Annotated in this window: 17 protein-coding genes and 1 pseudogene; 9 read left to right on the top strand and 9 right to left on the bottom strand. The window is 69.0% G+C overall.

Annotated features, from left to right (window positions below; all coding sequences use genetic code 11):
* The 3 genes from ABEB12_RS11990 to ABEB12_RS11980 are packed head-to-tail and all read right to left on the bottom strand — an operon-like array spanning position 1 to position 3,567.
* Positions 1-2,175, bottom strand: a complete 2,175-nt coding sequence (locus ABEB12_RS11990) for a molybdopterin cofactor-binding domain-containing protein (RefSeq protein ID WP_185061763.1) — start codon at positions 2,173-2,175, stop codon at positions 1-3.
* Positions 2,175-3,128, bottom strand: coding sequence for an FAD binding domain-containing protein (locus ABEB12_RS11985; protein ID WP_185061764.1), 954 nt, complete (start codon positions 3,126-3,128; stop codon positions 2,175-2,177). The genes ABEB12_RS11990 and ABEB12_RS11985 overlap by 1 nt, the downstream gene beginning before the upstream one ends.
* The gene (locus tag ABEB12_RS11980; protein ID WP_185061765.1) at positions 3,115-3,567 is read right to left on the bottom strand and encodes a 2Fe-2S iron-sulfur cluster-binding protein; all 453 of its coding nucleotides are present in this window, start codon (positions 3,565-3,567) and stop codon (positions 3,115-3,117) included. Before ABEB12_RS11980 ends, ABEB12_RS11985 begins: the two co-directional genes overlap by 14 nt.
* Before the next feature lie 134 nt (positions 3,568-3,701).
* Between ABEB12_RS11980 and ABEB12_RS11975 the strand changes: the two genes are divergently transcribed.
* The 3 genes and pseudogenes from ABEB12_RS11975 to ABEB12_RS11965 all read left to right on the top strand — a co-directional run.
* Positions 3,702-4,271 carry an SbtR family transcriptional regulator gene (locus tag ABEB12_RS11975; protein WP_185061766.1) on the top strand — a complete coding sequence of 190 codons (570 nt, stop codon included), beginning with the start codon at positions 3,702-3,704 and terminating at the stop codon, positions 4,269-4,271.
* Between the two features lie 108 nt (positions 4,272-4,379).
* Positions 4,380-5,024: a universal stress protein gene (locus ABEB12_RS11970; RefSeq protein WP_185061767.1), complete on the top strand. Its 645-nt coding sequence runs from the start codon at positions 4,380-4,382 to the stop codon at positions 5,022-5,024.
* 558 nt (positions 5,025-5,582) lie between these two features.
* Positions 5,583-5,720 (top strand): annotated as a pseudogene (locus ABEB12_RS11965) (histone-like nucleoid-structuring protein Lsr2); the annotation flags it as partial.
* A 49-nt stretch (positions 5,721-5,769) separates the two neighbouring features.
* Here the strand turns inward: ABEB12_RS11965 and ABEB12_RS42095 are convergent.
* Positions 5,770-6,153, bottom strand: a complete 384-nt coding sequence (locus ABEB12_RS42095) for a nitroreductase family deazaflavin-dependent oxidoreductase (RefSeq protein ID WP_425572239.1) — start codon at positions 6,151-6,153, stop codon at positions 5,770-5,772.
* A gap of 380 nt (positions 6,154-6,533) precedes the next feature.
* Between ABEB12_RS42095 and ABEB12_RS11960 the strand changes: the two genes are divergently transcribed.
* Positions 6,534-7,238, top strand: coding sequence for a TetR/AcrR family transcriptional regulator C-terminal domain-containing protein (locus ABEB12_RS11960; protein ID WP_221498156.1), 705 nt, complete (start codon positions 6,534-6,536; stop codon positions 7,236-7,238).
* Positions 7,239-7,278: 40 nt separating this feature from the next.
* Here ABEB12_RS11960 and ABEB12_RS11955 read toward each other — a convergent pair whose 3' ends face one another.
* The 4 genes from ABEB12_RS11955 to ABEB12_RS11940 are packed head-to-tail and all read right to left on the bottom strand — an operon-like array spanning position 7,279 to position 12,111.
* Positions 7,279-8,679 (bottom strand): amidohydrolase family protein, encoded by a 1,401-nt coding sequence (locus ABEB12_RS11955; RefSeq protein ID WP_185061770.1) that lies wholly within the window; start codon positions 8,677-8,679, stop codon positions 7,279-7,281.
* 26 nt (positions 8,680-8,705) lie between these two features.
* Complete coding sequence (locus ABEB12_RS11950; protein ID WP_185061771.1) at positions 8,706-10,316, bottom strand: FAD-dependent monooxygenase; 1,611 nt, start codon at positions 10,314-10,316, stop codon at positions 8,706-8,708.
* Positions 10,313-11,218 carry an alpha/beta fold hydrolase gene (locus ABEB12_RS11945; protein WP_185061772.1) on the bottom strand — a complete coding sequence of 302 codons (906 nt, stop codon included), beginning with the start codon at positions 11,216-11,218 and terminating at the stop codon, positions 10,313-10,315. Before ABEB12_RS11945 ends, ABEB12_RS11950 begins: the two co-directional genes overlap by 4 nt.
* A complete protein-coding gene (locus tag ABEB12_RS11940) occupies positions 11,215-12,111 on the bottom strand; it encodes an alpha/beta fold hydrolase (RefSeq protein ID WP_221498157.1) in 897 nt (298 codons plus the stop codon). Before ABEB12_RS11940 ends, ABEB12_RS11945 begins: the two co-directional genes overlap by 4 nt.
* An 86-nt stretch (positions 12,112-12,197) precedes the next feature.
* On the opposite strand from ABEB12_RS11940, the gene ABEB12_RS11935 reads away from it, so the two are divergent.
* The 5 genes from ABEB12_RS11935 to ABEB12_RS11915 all read left to right on the top strand — a co-directional run bounded on the left by ABEB12_RS11935 (position 12,198) and on the right by ABEB12_RS11915 (position 16,606).
* Positions 12,198-13,400, top strand: a complete 1,203-nt coding sequence (locus ABEB12_RS11935; protein ID WP_185061773.1) for an acyl-CoA dehydrogenase family protein — start codon at positions 12,198-12,200, stop codon at positions 13,398-13,400.
* Between the two features lie 70 nt (positions 13,401-13,470).
* Complete coding sequence (locus ABEB12_RS11930; protein WP_185061774.1) at positions 13,471-14,349, top strand: zinc-binding dehydrogenase; 879 nt, start codon at positions 13,471-13,473, stop codon at positions 14,347-14,349.
* Positions 14,346-14,573: a hypothetical protein gene (locus tag ABEB12_RS11925; RefSeq protein ID WP_185061775.1), complete on the top strand. Its 228-nt coding sequence runs from the start codon at positions 14,346-14,348 to the stop codon at positions 14,571-14,573. The genes ABEB12_RS11930 and ABEB12_RS11925 overlap by 4 nt, the downstream gene beginning before the upstream one ends.
* Positions 14,563-15,741, top strand: a complete 1,179-nt coding sequence (locus ABEB12_RS11920; protein ID WP_345702760.1) for a DUF3500 domain-containing protein — start codon at positions 14,563-14,565, stop codon at positions 15,739-15,741. Before ABEB12_RS11925 ends, ABEB12_RS11920 begins: the two co-directional genes overlap by 11 nt.
* 100 nt (positions 15,742-15,841) lie before the next feature.
* Positions 15,842-16,606, top strand: coding sequence for an aldolase/citrate lyase family protein (locus ABEB12_RS11915; protein ID WP_185061776.1), 765 nt, complete (start codon positions 15,842-15,844; stop codon positions 16,604-16,606).
* A gap of 53 nt (positions 16,607-16,659) precedes the next feature.
* Here ABEB12_RS11915 and ABEB12_RS11910 read toward each other — a convergent pair whose 3' ends face one another.
* Positions 16,660-17,268, bottom strand: a complete 609-nt coding sequence (locus tag ABEB12_RS11910) for a TetR family transcriptional regulator (protein ID WP_185061777.1) — start codon at positions 17,266-17,268, stop codon at positions 16,660-16,662.
* Positions 17,269-17,276: the final 8 nt, after the last annotated feature.

Raw genomic sequence — 17,276 nt, 5'->3', positions numbered from 1 at the left:
TCAGTCCTCCAGGAGGTCTTCGATGGCGATGGGGATGTGGCGGACCCGGATACCGGTGGCGTTGTAGACGGCGTTGGCGACGGCCGCCGCCATGCCCACGGTTCCGATCTCGCCGATCCCCTTCGCCCCGACCGGGTTGTGCAGCGTGTCCGGGTACTCGACGAACCGCACGTCGATGTCCGGGATGTCGGCGTTCACCGGGAGCAGGTAGCCGGCGAAGTCGCCGTTGGCCATGCGGCCGTTCCGCTCGATCTCCAGGCCCTCGTGCAGCGCGGCCGAGACGCCCCAGATCATCCCGCCCATGATCTGGCTACGGGCCATCCGCTGGTTGATGATCCGGCCGGCGTCGAACACGCCGAGCATCCGGGAGACTCGGGCCTCGCGGGTCCACCGGTGCACCCGGACCTCGCAGAACTGCGCGCCGAACGAGCTGAACGAGTGCTTGGTCAGCTCCTCCCCGGGCGCGGACGAACCGGTCGCGGAGACGGACTCCCGGTCCAGTGCCCGCAGCAGCTCGCCGAAGGTCATCGTCCGCCCACCGGCCAGTACGCGGCCGTCGGCGTAGGTGACCTCCAGGCCTTCGAACGGTGCGCCCGGCGCGGACGCCAGGGTCTGCAGGTCGTCGAGGACCTTGGCCGCCGCGATCATGATCGCCGAACCGACGCTGGCCGTGGCGGTGGAGCCGCCGGACAGGCCGCCGGGCGGCAGCACCGAGTCGCCCAGCCGAGGCGTAACCCGGCCGCTCGGGATGTCCAGCGACTCGGCCCCCACCAGCGCCATCACGCTGAGCAGGCCGGTCCCCGGGTCCGCCCCGCTGGTCGCCACCACGGCGGTCTCGTCGGCCCGCAGGGTGACCTCGACGGACGCCGGGAACCGCAGGGCCGGGAACATCGCGGTGGCGGTGCCCATCCCGACCAGCCAGTCGCCGTCGGTGTGGCCGTGCGCCGACCGGTCGGCCCAGCCGAACCGGGCCGCGCCGATGCGGAAGCACTCGTCGAGGTGCTTGCTCGACCACTGCAGGTCGTTTCCGGGCGGCGCGATCGAGTTGTTGCGCAGGCGCAGCTCGATCGGGTCCATGTCCAGCGCTACCGCCAGCTCGTCCATCGCGCTTTCCAGGGCGAACGAGCCGGGTGCCTCACCGGGGGCGCGCATGAACGTGGTCGGCGGGATGTTCAGCGGCACCATCTTCTGGCTGATCGCCAGGTTCGGCGTGGCGTACCACTCCCGCGAGGTGCCGTGCGAGGTCGGCTCCACGAACGACCGGTCGGCCGGCGTGCTGCACACCGAGTCGTGCCTCACCGCGACCAGTGAGCCGCCCCGGTCCGCACCTAGGGCGACGGTCTGCACCGTCGAGGCCCGGCCCGCGGTGGCGGTGAAGACCTGTTCCCTGGTCAGCGCGGCTTTCACCGGCCTTCCGAGCGCCCGGGAGGTCGCGGCGGCCAGGAAGGCGGGCGCGGACGTGCGCCCCTTGCCGCCGAACGCGCCGCCGACGAACGGGTTCACCGCGCGGACGGCCGCCGGGTCGATGTCCAGCGCGGCGGCCAGCTCCATCGCCTGCAGGTGCGCTCCCTGGTTGCCGCTGTACACGGTCACCTCGCCGGACTCCCACACCGCCACGGCGGAGTGCGGCTCCATCGCGGCGTGGTTCTGCGTTGCCGTCCGGTACGTGGCCTGGACGACCACGGGGCTGGTCGCCAGTGCCGCCTCGATGGACTCCACCCCGTCGGCGAGCACCGTGATGGCCGGCGGGTCCTCCGACACCACCGGAGCCGCGTCCTCGGCGGAGTCCAGGTTGTCCAGCAACGAGGTCGGCGCGAATCGTTCGTGGTAGGCGACCCGGACCAGCATCGCCGCGTCCCGGGCCTGCTCGAAGGTCTCCGCCACCACGAAGCCGATCGGCTGGCCGTAGTAGGTGACCTCCTTGTCCTGCAGCGGCACCCAGGTCTCGCCGAAGATGGGGGAGTTGGGCGTGCGCAGCTCCAGCGGCTCGAACGGCGTGTAGACGCCGATCACCCCGGGGGAGTTCCGCGCCGAGGCGACGTCCATGGCGGCGATCTCGCCGTGGGCGATCGTGCTGAGCACGAGGTACCCGTAGGCCATGCCGGGGAAGTTGTGGTCGGCCCCGTACCGGGCCCGGCCGGTGACTTTCAGCGGGGCATCCAGCCGATCGGGCATCAGGCACGCTCCAGTTCGAGCAGGGCGCGGACGATGGTCCGCTTCAGCAGGGGCACCTTGAATCCGTTCCCGGACAGCGGCCGGGCGCCGTCGGCGGCCAGGGCGGCGGCCGCCTCGAAGGACGCGAGCCGCGCCGGTGCGCCGCGCAGCGCCTCTTCCACCGCCGGCAGCCGCCACGGCACGGTGGCCACGCCGCCGACCGCCACCCGGGCATCGGCGATGTGACCGTCCCGGATGTCCAGCGCGGCGGCGGCCGAGCACAGCGCGAACTCGTAGGACTGCCGGTCCCGGACCTTCACGTAGGTCGACCGCGCGGCCCAGTCCAGCCGGGGCACCCGCAGCTCGGTGATCAGCTCACCGGGGCGCAGGTCGTGCTCCACCTCGGGCGAGTCACCCGGCGGCCGGTAGAAGTCGGCCAGCTTCACGGTGCGCCCGCCGTCGGCGCCGGCCAGCCGGATCTCCGCGTCCAGCGCGACCAGGGCGACCGCGACGTCGCTGGCGTGGGTGGCCACGCACGAGTCGCTGGTACCGAGCACGGCGTGCATCCGGTTCGCCCCGGTGACCGCCGGGCAGCCGCTGCCCGGGTTGCGCCGGTTGCACGGCATGGCGACGTCCCGGAAGTACCCGCAGCGGGTGCGCTGCATCAGGTTCCCGCCGATGCTGGCCATGTTCCGCAGCTGCTGGGAAGCGCTCAGCAGCAGCGCGCGGGAGATCATCGGGTACACCCCGGGGTGCGCCGCGATGTCGCTCATCCGCTCCAGCGCGCCGATCCGCAGGCCGTCACCGGTCTCGATGCCGCGCAGCGGGAGCTCGTTGATGTCCAGCAGGTGCCCGGGGGTGAGCACGTCCAGCTTCATCAGGTCGACCAGGGTGGTCCCGCCGGCCAGGAAGGTGCCGGGGGCGGCGAGGGCGTCCTCGACGGTCGCCGGTGCGGTCAGCTCAAACGGTCGCATCGGCCCGCCTCGCCTGCTCGATCGCCGCGACGATGTTCGGGTAGGCCGAGCAGCGGCAGATGTTGCCGGACATGAACTCCCGGACATCGTCCACGTCCTGCTCGACGGCGGCGACCGCCGACATGACCTGCCCCGGCGTGCAGAACCCGCACTGCAGCGCGTCCTGGTCCACGAAGGCCTGCTGCACCGGGTGCAGTCGCTCCCCGTCGGCGAGCCCCTCGACCGTGGTCACCGGCTGTTTCACCGTGGCGGCCAGGGTGAGGCAGGAGAGGACCGGCCGGCCGCCGACGTGCACGGTGCAGGCGCCGCACTGGCCCCGGTCGCAGCCCTTCTTGGGGCCGGTGATGTCGAGTCGTTCCCGCAACGCGTCCAGCAGGGTCACGCCGGGATCTGCGCTGAGTTGGGTGGTTGTGCCATTGACTGTGAGTTCGATGTCCACTGAATCTTCTTCCGTGGAAGCTCGTGGTGGTATTGGAGGCGCGGGGGGAACCGGATATTCATCCGCTTGCCCGTGGCCGAGGCTAGCGGATTAGAATCCGCTTGGCAACGAGAGCCTACGCGGGGAGGGGGACGATGACGACGGGATCGGTGAGCCCCCGGCGCGCGGACACCAGGCGGAACCACGAGCGCATCCTCGAGGTGGCGGCGGAGTCGCTGACCCGGTGCGGCAACGTCTCGTTCAACGCCATCGCCAAACGGGCCGAGGTGGGCGTCGGCACGGTGTACCGGCATTTCCCCACCCCCGAGGCGCTGATCCTCGCGGTCTACCAGCGCGAGGTACAGCATCTGGTGGAGGTCGTGCCGGCCCTGCTCCAGGCGCACACCCCGGAGCGGGCCTTCCGGGTGTGGACGACCGATCACCTCGCCCGCTACATGATGACCAAGCGGGGCCTGGTTGACGCACTGCGCGCCGCGACCTCCGCACCGGGGACGCTGCCCGCGAGCGCGTACGAGTCCATGGTCGGCGCGATCTCCACGCTGTTGAAGGCCAATGTCGAGGCGGGCACCGTACGCTCCGACCTCGAGCCGGAGACGCTGCTGCGGGGCCTCGGCGGCCTGATGTACCTCGACCCGGACGACGACTGGCGGGGCGCGACCGAGCGGCTCACCGACCTGCTCTGGCGAGGCATGCGCGCGGACTGAGGCGGGTCCGGCTCGCGGTACGCTGCTCGCTCCGTTGACGACTACGCCAAACAGGGCTCTTTTCCCGCGCGCCGAGGCGGAGCACCATCAAGCACCGGAGGTGAGTCCATGCCATCCCTCGGTCGCGAGCGGACACCCGTCCTGGAGCGGGCGACGCGGGAGCGTCTGGTCGTGCTCACCCAGGCGGCTTCACCGCCGGCCTGGGTGATGGCCTGGTGTGAGCGGGGCGGACGCCCGCTCACCACCCGGAACCTGACCGTCCACTGCTCCCACGGCGCCCCGAGCGGCCTGCTCCGGGCGATCACCGATCTGGGCGGCCGGCACGTGCTGCTCACGCGCGCGGCCGAAGCCGCCCGGCCCGGCCGGGTGGTCGTCGCGCTGGGCGGGCTGCCCCGTGATGCCGCGGTGCTCACCGAGGCGGCGGCGTGCGCCGGGGCACTGGAGGTTCCGCTGGACCTGGTGCACGGCGTACCGCTGGCCTTCGCCGAGCGCAGCGTAGGCCTCGACCAGGCGCTCGAGCGCGGCGAGTGGCTGCTCGAGGCGGCCACCCGGCAGGTGGCGGCCCATGCGCCGGACCTGAGGGTGACCACCCGGCTGGTCCGGGCGCGGGCCCACGAGCTGGTGACCGAGGTGCCGGACGACGAGCTGCTCGTGCTCGGCATGGCGCACCACCCGACCCGCCCCGAGCCCCACCTGGCCGGAATGAGCGCGATCCACTTCGCCCCCGGCCCGATCCTCTTCGTCCCCACCTGAGACGTCGCGCACCGCCCACCCCGACGTCGCGCAAGAGACCGTGACGCTCCACGAAGCCCACGACATCTGCCAACGGGTCCACAGCGACAGGATCTGGCCGACCAGATCGAGGGTGCGACAGCGGGCCGCTTCGCCCGGTGAGCGTGCCCAAGTGCCCGGAGCGTCGGTCAATTTCCCCGTGCAGGCGGATCGAGACCCACCTGCCCCCAGGGTGATTTGTCGATGCGCGGGCTCTTGGCGCGGCATGCAGCCGGCGAGGTCGAGATCGGCCCAGGGAATTGCGGCATGCAACTCTCGCGGCCAGGCGAGCCTGTTAGTTCAAATTTGACCGGCAGGTCATGCCCGTGAGGAGGGTCGATGGATCGGCGATGCCGCCGCCCTGAGAATTGCGTGGCTGACTGGCAGTGGAGAGGGGCGGCAGCATGGTTCCGATTGCTATCTAGACACGGACCTGGATGATTGGACATTCTGCGGGGCCGACCTTAGGGTGCCGTTAATCGGGATCATTCCCGCGCGGTTGACCCGTGATGCGTTTCGCCCCGTATGGAGGTTCGCGCCATGGCGCAGCAAGTGTTGGTCTCGTTGATCGATGACCTGGACGGTCAGACGGCGAACGAGACCGTGACGTTCGGGCTTGACGGAAAGTCCTACGAGATCGACCTTTCCGAGGCCAACTCGAGCAAGCTGAGGGAGTCGTCGCGGTGGCACCCAGGTGTAGGTCCGAAGGGTTTCGGGTCAGCCTGGCCTACCCGGCGGTTGGACCCAGGTCTGTTCGGATAGATGCGTGTAGGGCGCTGTGAGAAGGTGCGCGGGGGACTCGCACGGTGGGAGGGAGATCCAGGGAATCAAGCGGGAGGACCCGCGGTTCGATCAATCGATAGCGTTTGCCTCGGTGCACCACTTCGGCCGAGCCAGCCGCTTGGATGTTACGAACCCAATCCGATTGGGTACCGTAGTTCAGTACGACCGAGAGCTTATCGTCGGTGATGAAGGCCAGGACCGGGGTCCGGTAGATGTTGCCTGAGTAGCGGCCTTTGTGCTCGATTACCGCCATATAGGGCAGGTGCGCCGCCCATAGTCGCTGGAGTGGATTGTTCACCCGCTTGTTGAACCGTGCGATGGCGCGCATGGTTCGCGGTCCCAGTAACGATGAGATCCGTGCGCCGAGTGCGGCCAGAGTATTTGTGATTCCGCTTGGCATGTGCAGCACTCCCTGTGAGGTGGGGTTCGGCACGGATGGCAACGCCCCGGCCCGACTGTCGAGCTCCGGCTCCCTCCTGGCGCGGGGTTCAGACCAACGGAGTGGTCTGCTCCTCAATACCCCTCGGCACAGCCTACGATATCGGCAACGCTGTAGCTACTATGCGGGTGAATGCGCGAAGCGGGCCTGTAGCCGACGCCTGCCAGCCGGCGTGCACTCACGTGGAAAGGGGTGGACCGTCTCGATGCGGCGCTTTGTCTTGGCCAGTGGTGCGGGGCGGGAGCGGTGACGGCCGGCATACTCAGGGCGTGAACAGCGCAGGGGGTGTCTCAGAGGCGCGCGGTTCGGTGGGGCGTCGTACGCCCGGTCGCCCGCCGTTGCCGGTGGACCTGATCGTCGGGACGGCGCTGAAGATCCTGGACGAGGAGGGCGCGGAGGCGTTGTCGTTGCGGGCGCTGGCGCAGCGGCTGAAGTCCAGCACAGCGACGCTGTATCGGCACTTCACCGGCCGGGCTGACCTGATGGCGCGGGTGGTCGACCGGATCATCGGGGAGATGGAGCTCGACCGGGCGGAGACCGCGACGACCAGCTGGCGGCAGGCGTGCCGCGCGGCCGCCTGCAACATGTTCGAGGTGTTGAGTCGGCACCGCAATGTCGCGCCTCTGCTCGGCGACCACATCCCGACCGGACCGAACGCGGCGGCCAGCCGCGAACACTTTCTGGCGCTGCTGCTGGCCAACGGCTTTCCGCCGGATCTGGCCGCCCGGGCCTACGCGTTGCTCACCCGCTACGTTCTCGGGTTCGCCATGCAGCTGCGCCCGGATCCGGCGGCGACCTCGCGCGAGGAGGCACAGTTCGCCGCGGCCGCGCACGGTCTGGACCCGGCGCGCTTCCCCGCCACGGCGGCGGTGGCCGACTCGTTGCCGGTACCGCTCGAGGAGGAGTTCGCGCTCGGGCTTGACCTGCTGCTTGCCGGGCTGGCCCAGTTGCGGGATCGCGCACCGGACGCCTGACCCCGGGCCGAGGGGCCGATCTACTTGGGGCGGTGGCGCGTCATGTTCGCCGCGCGGGATCGGCCTGCGCGGAAAGCTGCCGGTCCACCACCCGACGCACCACTCGGCGACGCATCTTGTCCAGTGCCCCGGAACGTCGGACCCTTCGGGCGAACTCGTCGCCGGATCGCTGAAGCTCGCCCTTGATCGTGGGGAGGTCGACGCCGAAGAGTTTGTGGTCGCGCTTGCGCCATTGCCCGGCGATCATCACGGCTTCGATGTTGGCGGTGTTCGCGTTGAGCGCGCCGGCGATGGCGTCGTGCGGTGGCCACAGGTTGAGCATTCGTGCATCGATGACGGTCAGGTCGGCTTCCATGCCGGCCTCGATGCGTCCGACCCGGTCGGAAAGTCCCAGTGCCCGTGCCCCTTCGACCGTCGCCCAGGACAGGGCGTCCTTGGCGGTCAGCGTCACCTCGCCGGCGCCCAGTCCGGTGCGGGTGAAGGCCTGGTCGTGCTGGAGGCCGCGTTGCATGGCCAGGAGGATGCGCGCGGCGATCAGCACCTCGCCGGGGGTGACCATCTCGGTGTCGGTGCCCAGCGATGGCGCCGAGCCGGCCGCCAGCACGTTGTCGGCAAGCCGGGTGGTGTGGCCCTGTCCCAGTTCGTTCTCCGGCGTGCAGGTGAAGGTGACACCGGAGGCGACCAGCGTGTCGACCAGGTTCGGTGGCAGGCCGGTGCCGTGCACGATGTTGGCCGACGGGCTCCACAGGCCGGCCTCGGTCACCGCGTGCCAGCCGGGTCCCGGGGGCCCGGCGCTCTGGTGCATCGAGGCGAGCAGACCGCGTTCGGCGGCGGCGCGTAGGTCGGCGATGGCGATCTCGGGTTTGGACAGCTGTGGCCCTTTGATCGCCATTCCCAGCGACAGCAGCGGGTTGGTGGCGATCGGGCCGTCGAGTAGGCGGTCGATTTCGTCGATGTCGTGGGGACGGTCGAGCAGGCCGTGCGGGGTGCCGTGCAGGAACACCGCGCGGACGCCGGCCTGGGTCAGCGCGTCGACGGCGGCGTCCGCGTGTTCGCCGGTGGTGCAGTTGTGCGACCAGTCGCCGATCGTTGTCACCCCGGAGTCGATCTGGTTGAGCGCGCCGGCCAGGGTGCCGATGTGTGTGTCGGCGGGTCGGTAGTGGCGGGCGATCTCGCCGTGGGCCAGTGCGAGATACCTCGGTAGCGCCCAATCCGCTCCGACGAACCGCATCGGGGTCTGCCAGGTGTGCAGATGAGCGTTGACCAGACCCGGGATGACCACACGCCCGGTGAGATCGACGACCTCGGCACCGCCGGGGTCCAGGTCCTCACCAACGGCCAGGATGCGGGGGCCGTCGACGAGGATCTCGGCGCGCTCGCTGTCCGGGCGCGTCGGGGACATCGACACGACCTGACCGCCTCGCAGCAATGTGCGGCTCATCAGTGGAGGTCTCCTTGTTCGTCGGCTCAGGGCCGGGGCGCTTGTCCGGCGGGCGGTGTCGAGGTGGTGGTCCCGGGTGCTTCGTCGGTCTCCCGGGGCGTCATCACGGCCGCGGCGGCGCGTGTGCTGGCGAGGAAGTCGCGTTCCGCGATGTGGGCGATGTAGCCGTCGGGTCTGACCAGGATCAACACGTCGGTGGTCACGCCGTAGGCCTCGCGGAAGGTGTGGCCCGGGTCGGTGAGTACGGCGTCGGCCGGGGGCTCGGCGGTGCGGTCGGCGTCGGTGTCGATGACGAGTCGGCACAACCCGGAGCCGCGGTTGGGCCACGGTAGCGCCGAGAGCGCTTGCGCGGCGTGCGGGCCGTAGGCGATGGCCGTGAAGTGGGGGCCGCGCAGTTGGGTGTGCAGCCGTACGTCCGTGCGCTCGCGGTCTCGTAGTTCGGCGTCGGGTGCGCGGTCACCGACATGCAGGGTCGTCGTGCGGTCAGTGGTGGGTGGCGCGAGCGGTCCGCCGTGGTAGGTCAGGTTCAGCTGGCTCTCGTCCTGTCCCCGTTTGATGCTGGAAGGGCGCAGTTTGGCCATCCCTTGGTACTTCTCGGTGGACAGGCCGAGCACCGCGGCGGCGATGGGGCGGCGTTCGCCTTCGTAGGTGTCGAGTAGTCGCTCGTGGGCGCCGGCGTGCACCTGGGCGAGCTTCCACGCGAGGTTGTAGGCGTCCTGGACCCCGGTGTTGAGTCCTTGCGCGCCGGCGGGGGTGTGGACGTGGGCCGCGTCGCCGGCGAGGAAGACCCGGCCGTGTCGGTAGCGGTCGGCGAGCCGGATGTTGGGCCGGAAGACCGATCGCCAGGCGACGTCTCGCAGCTGAATCTTCTTCGACCCGGTCCGGCCGCGGATACGGGCGTTGATCTGTGCCGCGTCGGCGGGGGGCTCCTCGCCGGAACGGAGTTTGATCATCCACTGGAACAGGTCGCTGTGCGGGAGGGGGCATGCGCCCATGAACCGGCCGGGCGGTGCGGGCCACACGTGCCAGCGGTCGCGGCGCAGGCCGGTGGTGACGGCGTCAACGATGAGTATCCGGTCGGCATCATCGGTGGTGCCGGTGAACGTGATGCCGCACTGTTTGCGGACCGTGCTGGAGGCGCCGTCGGCCCCGACCAGGTAGCTGGCCGTGACGGTGTGAGTGCCGGCCGGTCCGGTCAGGGTTGCGGTGACGGCCGAGTCGTGCTGGCGCAGCTCGATCAGTTCGGTGTCGAACTCGACCCGGCCGCCCAGGCGCCGGAGCTGGGCGTGCAGCGCGGCGTCGGTGCGGTTCTGCGGGATGAGCAGGGTGTCGGGGTAGGGAACGGCCGAGCTGTGCGGCCGGTGGGGGTACATGGCCTTCGGGACGGTCAGCGGCCCGAGATGGATACCGAGTTTGGGGTAGCGGCTGCCTCGGGCGAGGACGTCCTCGCGCACGCCGAGGTCGTCGAACACTTCCAGGGTCCGCGGTTGCACGCCCTTGGCGCGCGATCCTGGGAACGCCTCGGCGGCCTTGTCGACGAGCCGCACGGCCAGGCCGCGGCGGGTGAGATCGATCGCCAGCGCGGTCCCGACCGGTCCGGCCCCCACGATCAGCACGTCGACGTGTTCCTGCGTCATGACTGCCTCCCGTCTGAAGCCATGTGCTCGCCGGCGAAAGCGGCCAGCAGATCGGCGACCTCCTGGGGTCGTTCGTAAGGGGCCATGTGGCCGCAGCGCTCGATCACGTGGCACCGCTCGGGGTGCAGCAGCTCTCGGGCTCCGGCCAGGCCGCTGATGGGAGTCACCTCGTCCAGGGCGCCCCACACCAGCAGAGTGGGTATGCCACGACTGGCCGCGCGGCGGTATACCTGGTCGCGCCCCGACAGCGGCACGTTCCGCAGCGTCGAGAAGAACGCGTACATCGAGCCTTCGAACCGGTAGCAGTGGGCAATCATCTCGGTGAGCTGGACGGCCAGGGCGGGGTCGGCGACGTTGCGGCCCAGGTGGCCGAGCAGGATGCGCCGGCCGAACCGCTTGGCGACGAACGTGGCGAGGGCATCACCGCGCAGCAACTTCTGCTGTCCGGCGGTGGTATTCGACAGGCCGGCCGGCCCGACGAGGCTGAGGGTGGCGACCGTCGATGCGCGCCGGTCCAGGTAACCGGCGGCGATCAGGGCGCCCATTGAGGTACCCACCAGATGGACACCCTCGCCGACGCCCAGCGCCTCGGTGATCTCACCGAGCTGCCGGACGAAAAGCTCCTCGTCGTAGCGGGTGTCCGGCCGGTCGGAGTAGCCGCGCCCGTAGGTGCTGTAGGCCAGCGTGCGGAAACCCCGCTGGTGAAGATGGGAGGCGAACGCATCCCAGTAGAACAGCGGGATCGTCATACCCCCGACGAGTACCGCCACCGGACCGTTTTCCGGTCCTATCAGCTCGTAGTGGGTGTTGCCGTCGGACAGCTCGACGAAACTCCCGCGCAGGTCGGCGCGGGTAATGCTGTCCAGGCGACGGTCCTCGTCGCGCAGTGTGAAGTACTTCATGGGCGCCGCCCGTCGCTTTGTGCCATCAGGAATCGCGAGACCGCGTCGGCGACCCACCCGGGCTGCTCCTCGGGCAACAGGTGACCGCCCGAGGGGTGGATCTCCTCTTGGCTGTCCGGGATGTCGCCGGCGAAGCCCTGACCGTCCACGTGCGCGCTCCGCAGGACCAGCGTGGGAACGCTGATCTGGGGGATCTCGCGGCTGCGGTCGACCTGGTCGGTGTTGACGAAGTCGACGAAGGCCGAGCGGTTGCCGGGCCGGTTCCACAACCCGTGTACGCGGCTCACCATCGTGTCATCGACGATGGTCGAGCCGGGTCCGACGGCCTGCCGCAGACCGCGTTGCACCATGTGGCGCGGCATGAAGCGCCGCATCAGCGGCCGCAACAGCGGGTTGCGGGCCAACCGCATCCCCGTCGGGAGCTCCTTCTCCGGATAGCCGGTCGCGTTGACCAGCACCAGGGCGCTCACCCGCGAGGGAAAATCCAGGGCCATGTTCCAGGCGACATTGCCGCCCAGCGAGTTGCCCACCACCGCATACGTCTCGATGCCGAGTTCCCGCATGAACCCCGCCATCGTTGCCGCGTAGGTACCGATGCGGTAGTCGCCATCCCGGCGGGGGCCGGTCCCGCCGAAGCCCGGCAGGTCCGGGCGGATCACGTCGAACGACGCCTCCAAGCGCTCGGCCACGCCGTCGAAGTGCTCCAGTGACGAGGTCGTCCCGTGCAGCAACAGCGCCGCCGGGCCTCGGCCGCCGCGCCTGTACCGCACGGCGAGCCCGTCAACCTCGACCGACCGCGAGTCTCGATCGTTCGTCCATGCGGATCTCATAATGGCTACAGCGTAACCGAAACGGCCTCCCGACGCCACAGCCCGGTCTTCGTCGCGCGACATGGCACCCCTTGACGCCATGCATTAATTACGACAACACTGTCGCCGTTATGTGCGCTGACCCGATGTTCCACCGGAGGGAATCGATCATGACCACTTTGGCGCCGGGGGCGTCGACCAGCCGTTCCTATCCCGCGACCGCCGATGAGGTCCTGGCCCGCGTCAATGAGCTGGTGCCGGTGCTGCGTGACCGTGCACAGGCAACGGAGAAGCTGCGGCGCATGCATCCCGACACGCTGGAGGACCTCACCAGCGCCGGCGTGTGCAAGCTGACCATGCCCAAGGATGCCGGCGGTTACGAGGCCGAACCGAGAGTTCTCACCGAGGTGCTCGCGCAGATCGCGCGGGGCTGCCCGTCCACGAGCTGGATCGCGGCGATCATCGCATCAGCGAACTTCTGGACCGGGCTGCTCCCGGACGAGGCGGCGGAGGAGATCCTCGCCACCCCGGACCTGCGCATGACCAGTGTCTTCGCCCCGACCACCAAGGCCGTCGCCGTCGACGGTGGAGTGCTGCTCAGCGGACAGGCGCAGTGGAATACCGGCGGCGTGCACAGCCACTGGATCAGCCTCAACGCGATGCAGGAGACCGAGCACGGCCCGTTTCCCATCGCCGTCATCATTCGCGCTGACGAAACGACCATGCACGACACCTGGCACGCATCAGGGATGGCCGGAACCGCGACGAACGCCTTCACGGTGGAAAACGTCTTCGTGCCGCAGCGGCGAATTCTTTCTGTTCTTTCCCTCGCCGAAGGCACCAACTTCCCTCAGCGGAAGTACAGCGACCACCCCTATTTCAATCGGCCAGCAGTGCAGTTCCTGTCCCTCGTCACCGCTCCACCCATGCTCGGCATGGCCAGGGGCGCGATGGATGTGTTCATGGAAAAGCTACCTAGCAAGAGCATCACATACACCAATTACACAAAGGCCGCCGAGGCGCCGTTGACCCACCACCAGGTCGCCGGCGCCCAATTCCACCTCGAGACCGCCGAGATGTACATGCGGGCGATGGAGGACCTGCTGAACAGCACACACGGCAAGGAGGTGTCGTTGGAGAGCCGGATCAAGACCCGTGCCTGGTGCGGCCAGGTGGCCAAGCACTCCAGAGCCTGCGTGAACCAACTGTTCGAGGCCAGCGGTGCCTCCCAGATCCAGCACTCCGCGCACATCCAGCGCTACTTCCGGGACGTGAACTCTCTCGGACTGCACGCGTTGATCCAGCCGACCACGTCCGACGAGCTGTACGGCCGCATGCTGTGCGGCCTCGAACCGAATACTTTTTTCGTCTGAGTGCCCGAATTCCCGTTCTTGGCCGTGCCTCGAGCAATAGCGCGAAGGATGATTAATGGAAGGGTGCGCAATGTTCTCTTCGGAGACTATGGTGGCCGCGGTGCTCGGCGGGCCAGGAGTCATCGAAACCACCCGTCTGCCGATACCCGCGGTGGGGCCGGATGAAGTGCTCGTCCAGGTTCGCCGGGCGTCGCTGTGCGGCTCGGACCTCAAGATTCGCGACCGTAGCTTCTTTTCCGGTGACGGCCCGCCTCCCGGCATCTTTGTCCCCGGTCACGAGTACGCGGGCGTGGTCGCCGCCGTGGGAGAAAGCGTCGATGAGTTCACGGTCGGCGACCGGGTCGTGACCGAGGCCCATCGCGGGTGCATGCGGTGCGTCAACTGCCTCGCGGGCACATATACGGGCTGCCTGAACTACGGCAGGAAAGACAAGGGCCACCGGGCACAAGGAATGACCGTGCACGGCGGATTCGCCGAATATGTGGTCAACCACGTGTCCACACTGTATCGGCTACCTGATTCGGTCGGTTTCGACGCGGCGGTAGTCCTCACCACTGTCGGCTCGGTCATGCACGCTTTCGACGCGCTCGGGTCGCTCCTGTCCGGTGCGAGCATCGCGGTGCTCGGCCCCGGCCCCATCGGACTGCTGGCGGTCCAGGTCGCGCGTCAACTCGGTGCCGATCCGATCGCCCTGATCGGCACCCGGCACAGCCGGTTGGAACTAGGCAAACGGTTCGGCGCCGACCTGGTCCTCAACTCACGCGAACAGGACCCCGTCGACGCGGTCCGCGACCTCACCGGCGGTCGCGGCGCGGACATCGTCCTGGAGTGCTCGGGTGCGCCGTCCGCCGTCAACGAGGCACTCCACATGACCAAACGCGCCGGCAAGGTCGTACTCGTCGGCTTTTCCAGCAGCAGGTGCCGGCGGATCTCAACCACGCCGTCATGAACGAAATCTCGCTGCTGGCGGTCCGCGGCGAGGGGAGCGGCTCGGTCGCGCGAGCCGTTTCCCTCGCCGGCCAAGGAAGACTGCAGACCGACGCGCTCGTGACCCACCATTTCCCCCTCGAAAACATCGGCGAGGCATTCGACACCTACGCCGAACGGCGCGGCAACGCCATCAAGGTGATGCTCGACGTGTCCGAGGACCCAGAGCAGGCCAGTGGCGACTAAGGGCCGGAATCTCGCCGCGCCGGCCGTCGCTGATGAGCCGCGAAACGCGGTTGCCACCGCGATGGAACGCGCCGCGGCCGCTTGGCTGGACGCGTTGAATCCACGACAGCGAATCGGTGCGCAACTTGGATCCCCACTGCTGCCTGAGGTCCAGGTCGAGCGGCTGAGGTGGTACTACACGCCGACCGACCACGGCGGCCTGCCCCTGCGCGAACAGACAGCGCGTCAGCAAAGCCTCGCCATACAATTGGTGGCATCGGGTCTGTCCGCTGCCGGGTACACCACCGTCGCGACGGTAATGGGCCTGGAGAACGTCCTCGACCATGTCGAAGGCTGGCGCGCTCATTGGGGTCGGCAACGGGGTCGCGACCCAGGACTGTACTGGCTCAGAATATTCGGCGATCCAGGCGACATTGTTTGGGGATGGCGATTCGGCGGCCATCACATTTCCCTCAACAACCTCGTGGTCGACGGCGCCGTCGCATCGACGACACCCTGCTTCATCGGCGCCGACCCAGCAACCACTTCATTGCTGGGTGGCTCGCTGCGGCCGCTCGGCGGGATCGAGGACCGTGCGCGGATGCTGGTCCGTTCCCTCAACCCAAAACAGCGAGAAAAGGCGCTGCTGCACGAATCCGCTGTCTCCGACATCGTGTCCGGCAACCGCGCGCAAGTCCGACACGGCGACGCGATGATGCCCATGCGGGACCTATGGCGGGGCCGATTCGCCGACCCAGCACTTGACCAACTGATCGACGACATCGACCGACGTGCGGAAGAGAGCAGCGGATACACCGAGGCCGATCACGCAGTTCTCGCCATCTCGCTCCCACCCAAGGGCATCAGCGCGCGGGACCTCGATTCCGGGCAGCGCGACAAGCTTCGACAACTAATCGCCCTCTATACCGGCCGCGCTCCAGACCCACTCGCGGACCTACATGCCGCCCGCTACGCAACCGAACCCGCGCTCAACCAGACCTGTTTCGCCTGGGCCGGTGGCACCGCTCACGGCGATCCCCACTACTACCGGATACAAGGCCAGGACCTGCTCATCGAATACGACAACACCCAGCGCCACGCCAACCACGCACACTCCGTATGGCGGGACCTCAACGCGGATTTCGGGCTCGACAGCCTTGCCGCACACCGACAAGCACACGATCACTAGGCGCGGGCAGACCCGGAGAAAGCGAAGTCAGCGCGGAGAAGGCCCCGGCCACCGAACAGGAAAGAAGAGCATCGTGACAAGCGCACCGACGAGAGACGCAATGGGCTTCACCGAACGGTTGCGGTCCGGGACGCGAACAGTGGGCTACTGGGTGGTCTGCGACAACCCAGTAGCCACCGAACGGATCGCCATGGCCGGCTACGACTATGTATGTCTCGACGCCCAGCACGGACTAATCGAGTACCGGGGTCTGCTGGCGGGAATCACCGCGATCGACGCCGCGGGCGCCGGGACAGCCGCGCTGGTTCGGGTGCAGGCCAATGACCAGTTCTGGATCGGCCAGGCACTCGACGCCGGGGCACGCGGCATTATCGTGCCCATGGTCGACACCGTGCCCGAGGCCGAAGCCGCGGTCGCGGCCTGTCGCTTCCCGCCAGCCGGCCGCCGCAGCAACGGGGCACTGCGCGCGGGCCTACGAATCGGGCCGGCGCCGACCCAGGCCAACGCCGAGATCGCGTGCGTGGTGATGATCGAGACCGCCGGCGGGCTTCGCCACGCCGCCGAGATCGCTTCGGTTCCCGGAGTCGACGCGCTCTACGTGGGACCGTCCGACCTGCGCCTCGCGCTCGGCGGCGCCACCCCTACCGATCCCGCACTCGACGCCGAGTTCGACGCCGCGCTCGCCACCACCCTGAACGCGGCGAAACGGTCGGGGAAGGTCGTCGGCATCCACTGCCCGGACGGCCCCACAGCCGCCCGCCGCCTGGCCGACGGCTTTAACTTCGTCAGCGTGGCCAACGACCTCGCGCACCTGGAACAGACCGCCAAAAACCACCTCGCGCATGCACTCGACCAATCCCACTGACAAGTCCCACCCGGCCCGTCCTAAGCCGGTCTTTGGACCCGGGCAGGTCAGGACTAGGCCGGGGGGCCGTGCAGGGCGATGTGGATGCCCTGGCGCAGCGCGGCCCAGAACTGCTCCTCGGAGTCGCCGCGGCGCAGGCTGGTCAGGGCCGCGCCCTGGGCGGCGCCGGCGAACCCGCCGATCACGGCGGCGGCGCTGACCGGGTCCAGCTGGTCGGGGTAGGCCTTCACCAGGGCATCCGCCATCTCCCGCTGCAGCTCCAGGCTCAGCTGCAGCGTCTTGCCCAGCAGGGCGGGAGTGGTCGTCACCAGCCGGACGTAGGTCCTCATCAGCTCCGGGTCGCGGCCGACGTTCTCCGTCAGGTACTCGGCGAGCATCTCGTCGTAGACCCGGGTCAGCAGCTCGGCGACGGTCTCGCCGGGCCGCCGGCCGGCGATCAGCTCCAGGGGCAGCGCGTTGCCCCGGCCGGACTCGGCGAAGAGCACGTCCTCCTTGCTGGGGAAGTAGTTGAAGAACGTCTTGGTCGCCACGTCGGCCGCCCGGGCGATCTGGGCGACCGTGGTCTGCTCGTAGCCCTGGTCGGCGAACAGCCGAAACGCGGTCTCTACCAGCAGCTGCCTGGTCTGCCGCTTCTTGCGCTCGCGCCGCGACTGCTCCGCCACCGGCAAAT

It is taken from the genome of Actinospineispora eucalypti (assembly GCF_039543365.1).
GTDB lineage: Bacteria > Actinomycetota > Actinomycetes > Mycobacteriales > Pseudonocardiaceae > Pseudonocardia > Pseudonocardia eucalypti.
This window is presented reverse-complemented; position numbering and strand designations above follow the sequence as displayed.

Coding starts and splice junctions, on each gene's coding strand:
- ABEB12_RS11990 (WP_185061763.1), bottom strand. CDS start 2,175: ATGCCCGATCGGCTGGATGCCCCGCTGAAAGTCACCGGCCGGGCCCGG.
- ABEB12_RS11985 (WP_185061764.1), bottom strand. CDS start 3,128: ATGCGACCGTTTGAGCTGACCGCACCGGCGACCGTCGAGGACGCCCTC.
- ABEB12_RS11975 (WP_185061766.1), top strand. CDS start 3,702: ATGACGACGGGATCGGTGAGCCCCCGGCGCGCGGACACCAGGCGGAAC.
- ABEB12_RS11970 (WP_185061767.1), top strand. CDS start 4,380: ATGCCATCCCTCGGTCGCGAGCGGACACCCGTCCTGGAGCGGGCGACG.
- ABEB12_RS42095 (WP_425572239.1), bottom strand. CDS start 6,153: ATGCGCGCCATCGCACGGTTCAACAAGCGGGTGAACAATCCACTCCAG.
- ABEB12_RS11955 (WP_185061770.1), bottom strand. CDS start 8,679: ATGAGCCGCACATTGCTGCGAGGCGGTCAGGTCGTGTCGATGTCCCCG.
- ABEB12_RS11950 (WP_185061771.1), bottom strand. CDS start 10,316: ATGACGCAGGAACACGTCGACGTGCTGATCGTGGGGGCCGGACCGGTC.
- ABEB12_RS11945 (WP_185061772.1), bottom strand. CDS start 11,218: ATGAAGTACTTCACACTGCGCGACGAGGACCGTCGCCTGGACAGCATT.
- ABEB12_RS11940 (WP_221498157.1), bottom strand. CDS start 12,111: ATGTCGCGCGACGAAGACCGGGCTGTGGCGTCGGGAGGCCGTTTCGGT.
- ABEB12_RS11935 (WP_185061773.1), top strand. CDS start 12,198: ATGACCACTTTGGCGCCGGGGGCGTCGACCAGCCGTTCCTATCCCGCG.
- ABEB12_RS11930 (WP_185061774.1), top strand. CDS start 13,471: ATGTTCTCTTCGGAGACTATGGTGGCCGCGGTGCTCGGCGGGCCAGGA.
- ABEB12_RS11925 (WP_185061775.1), top strand. CDS start 14,346: ATGAACGAAATCTCGCTGCTGGCGGTCCGCGGCGAGGGGAGCGGCTCG.
- ABEB12_RS11915 (WP_185061776.1), top strand. CDS start 15,842: ATGGGCTTCACCGAACGGTTGCGGTCCGGGACGCGAACAGTGGGCTAC.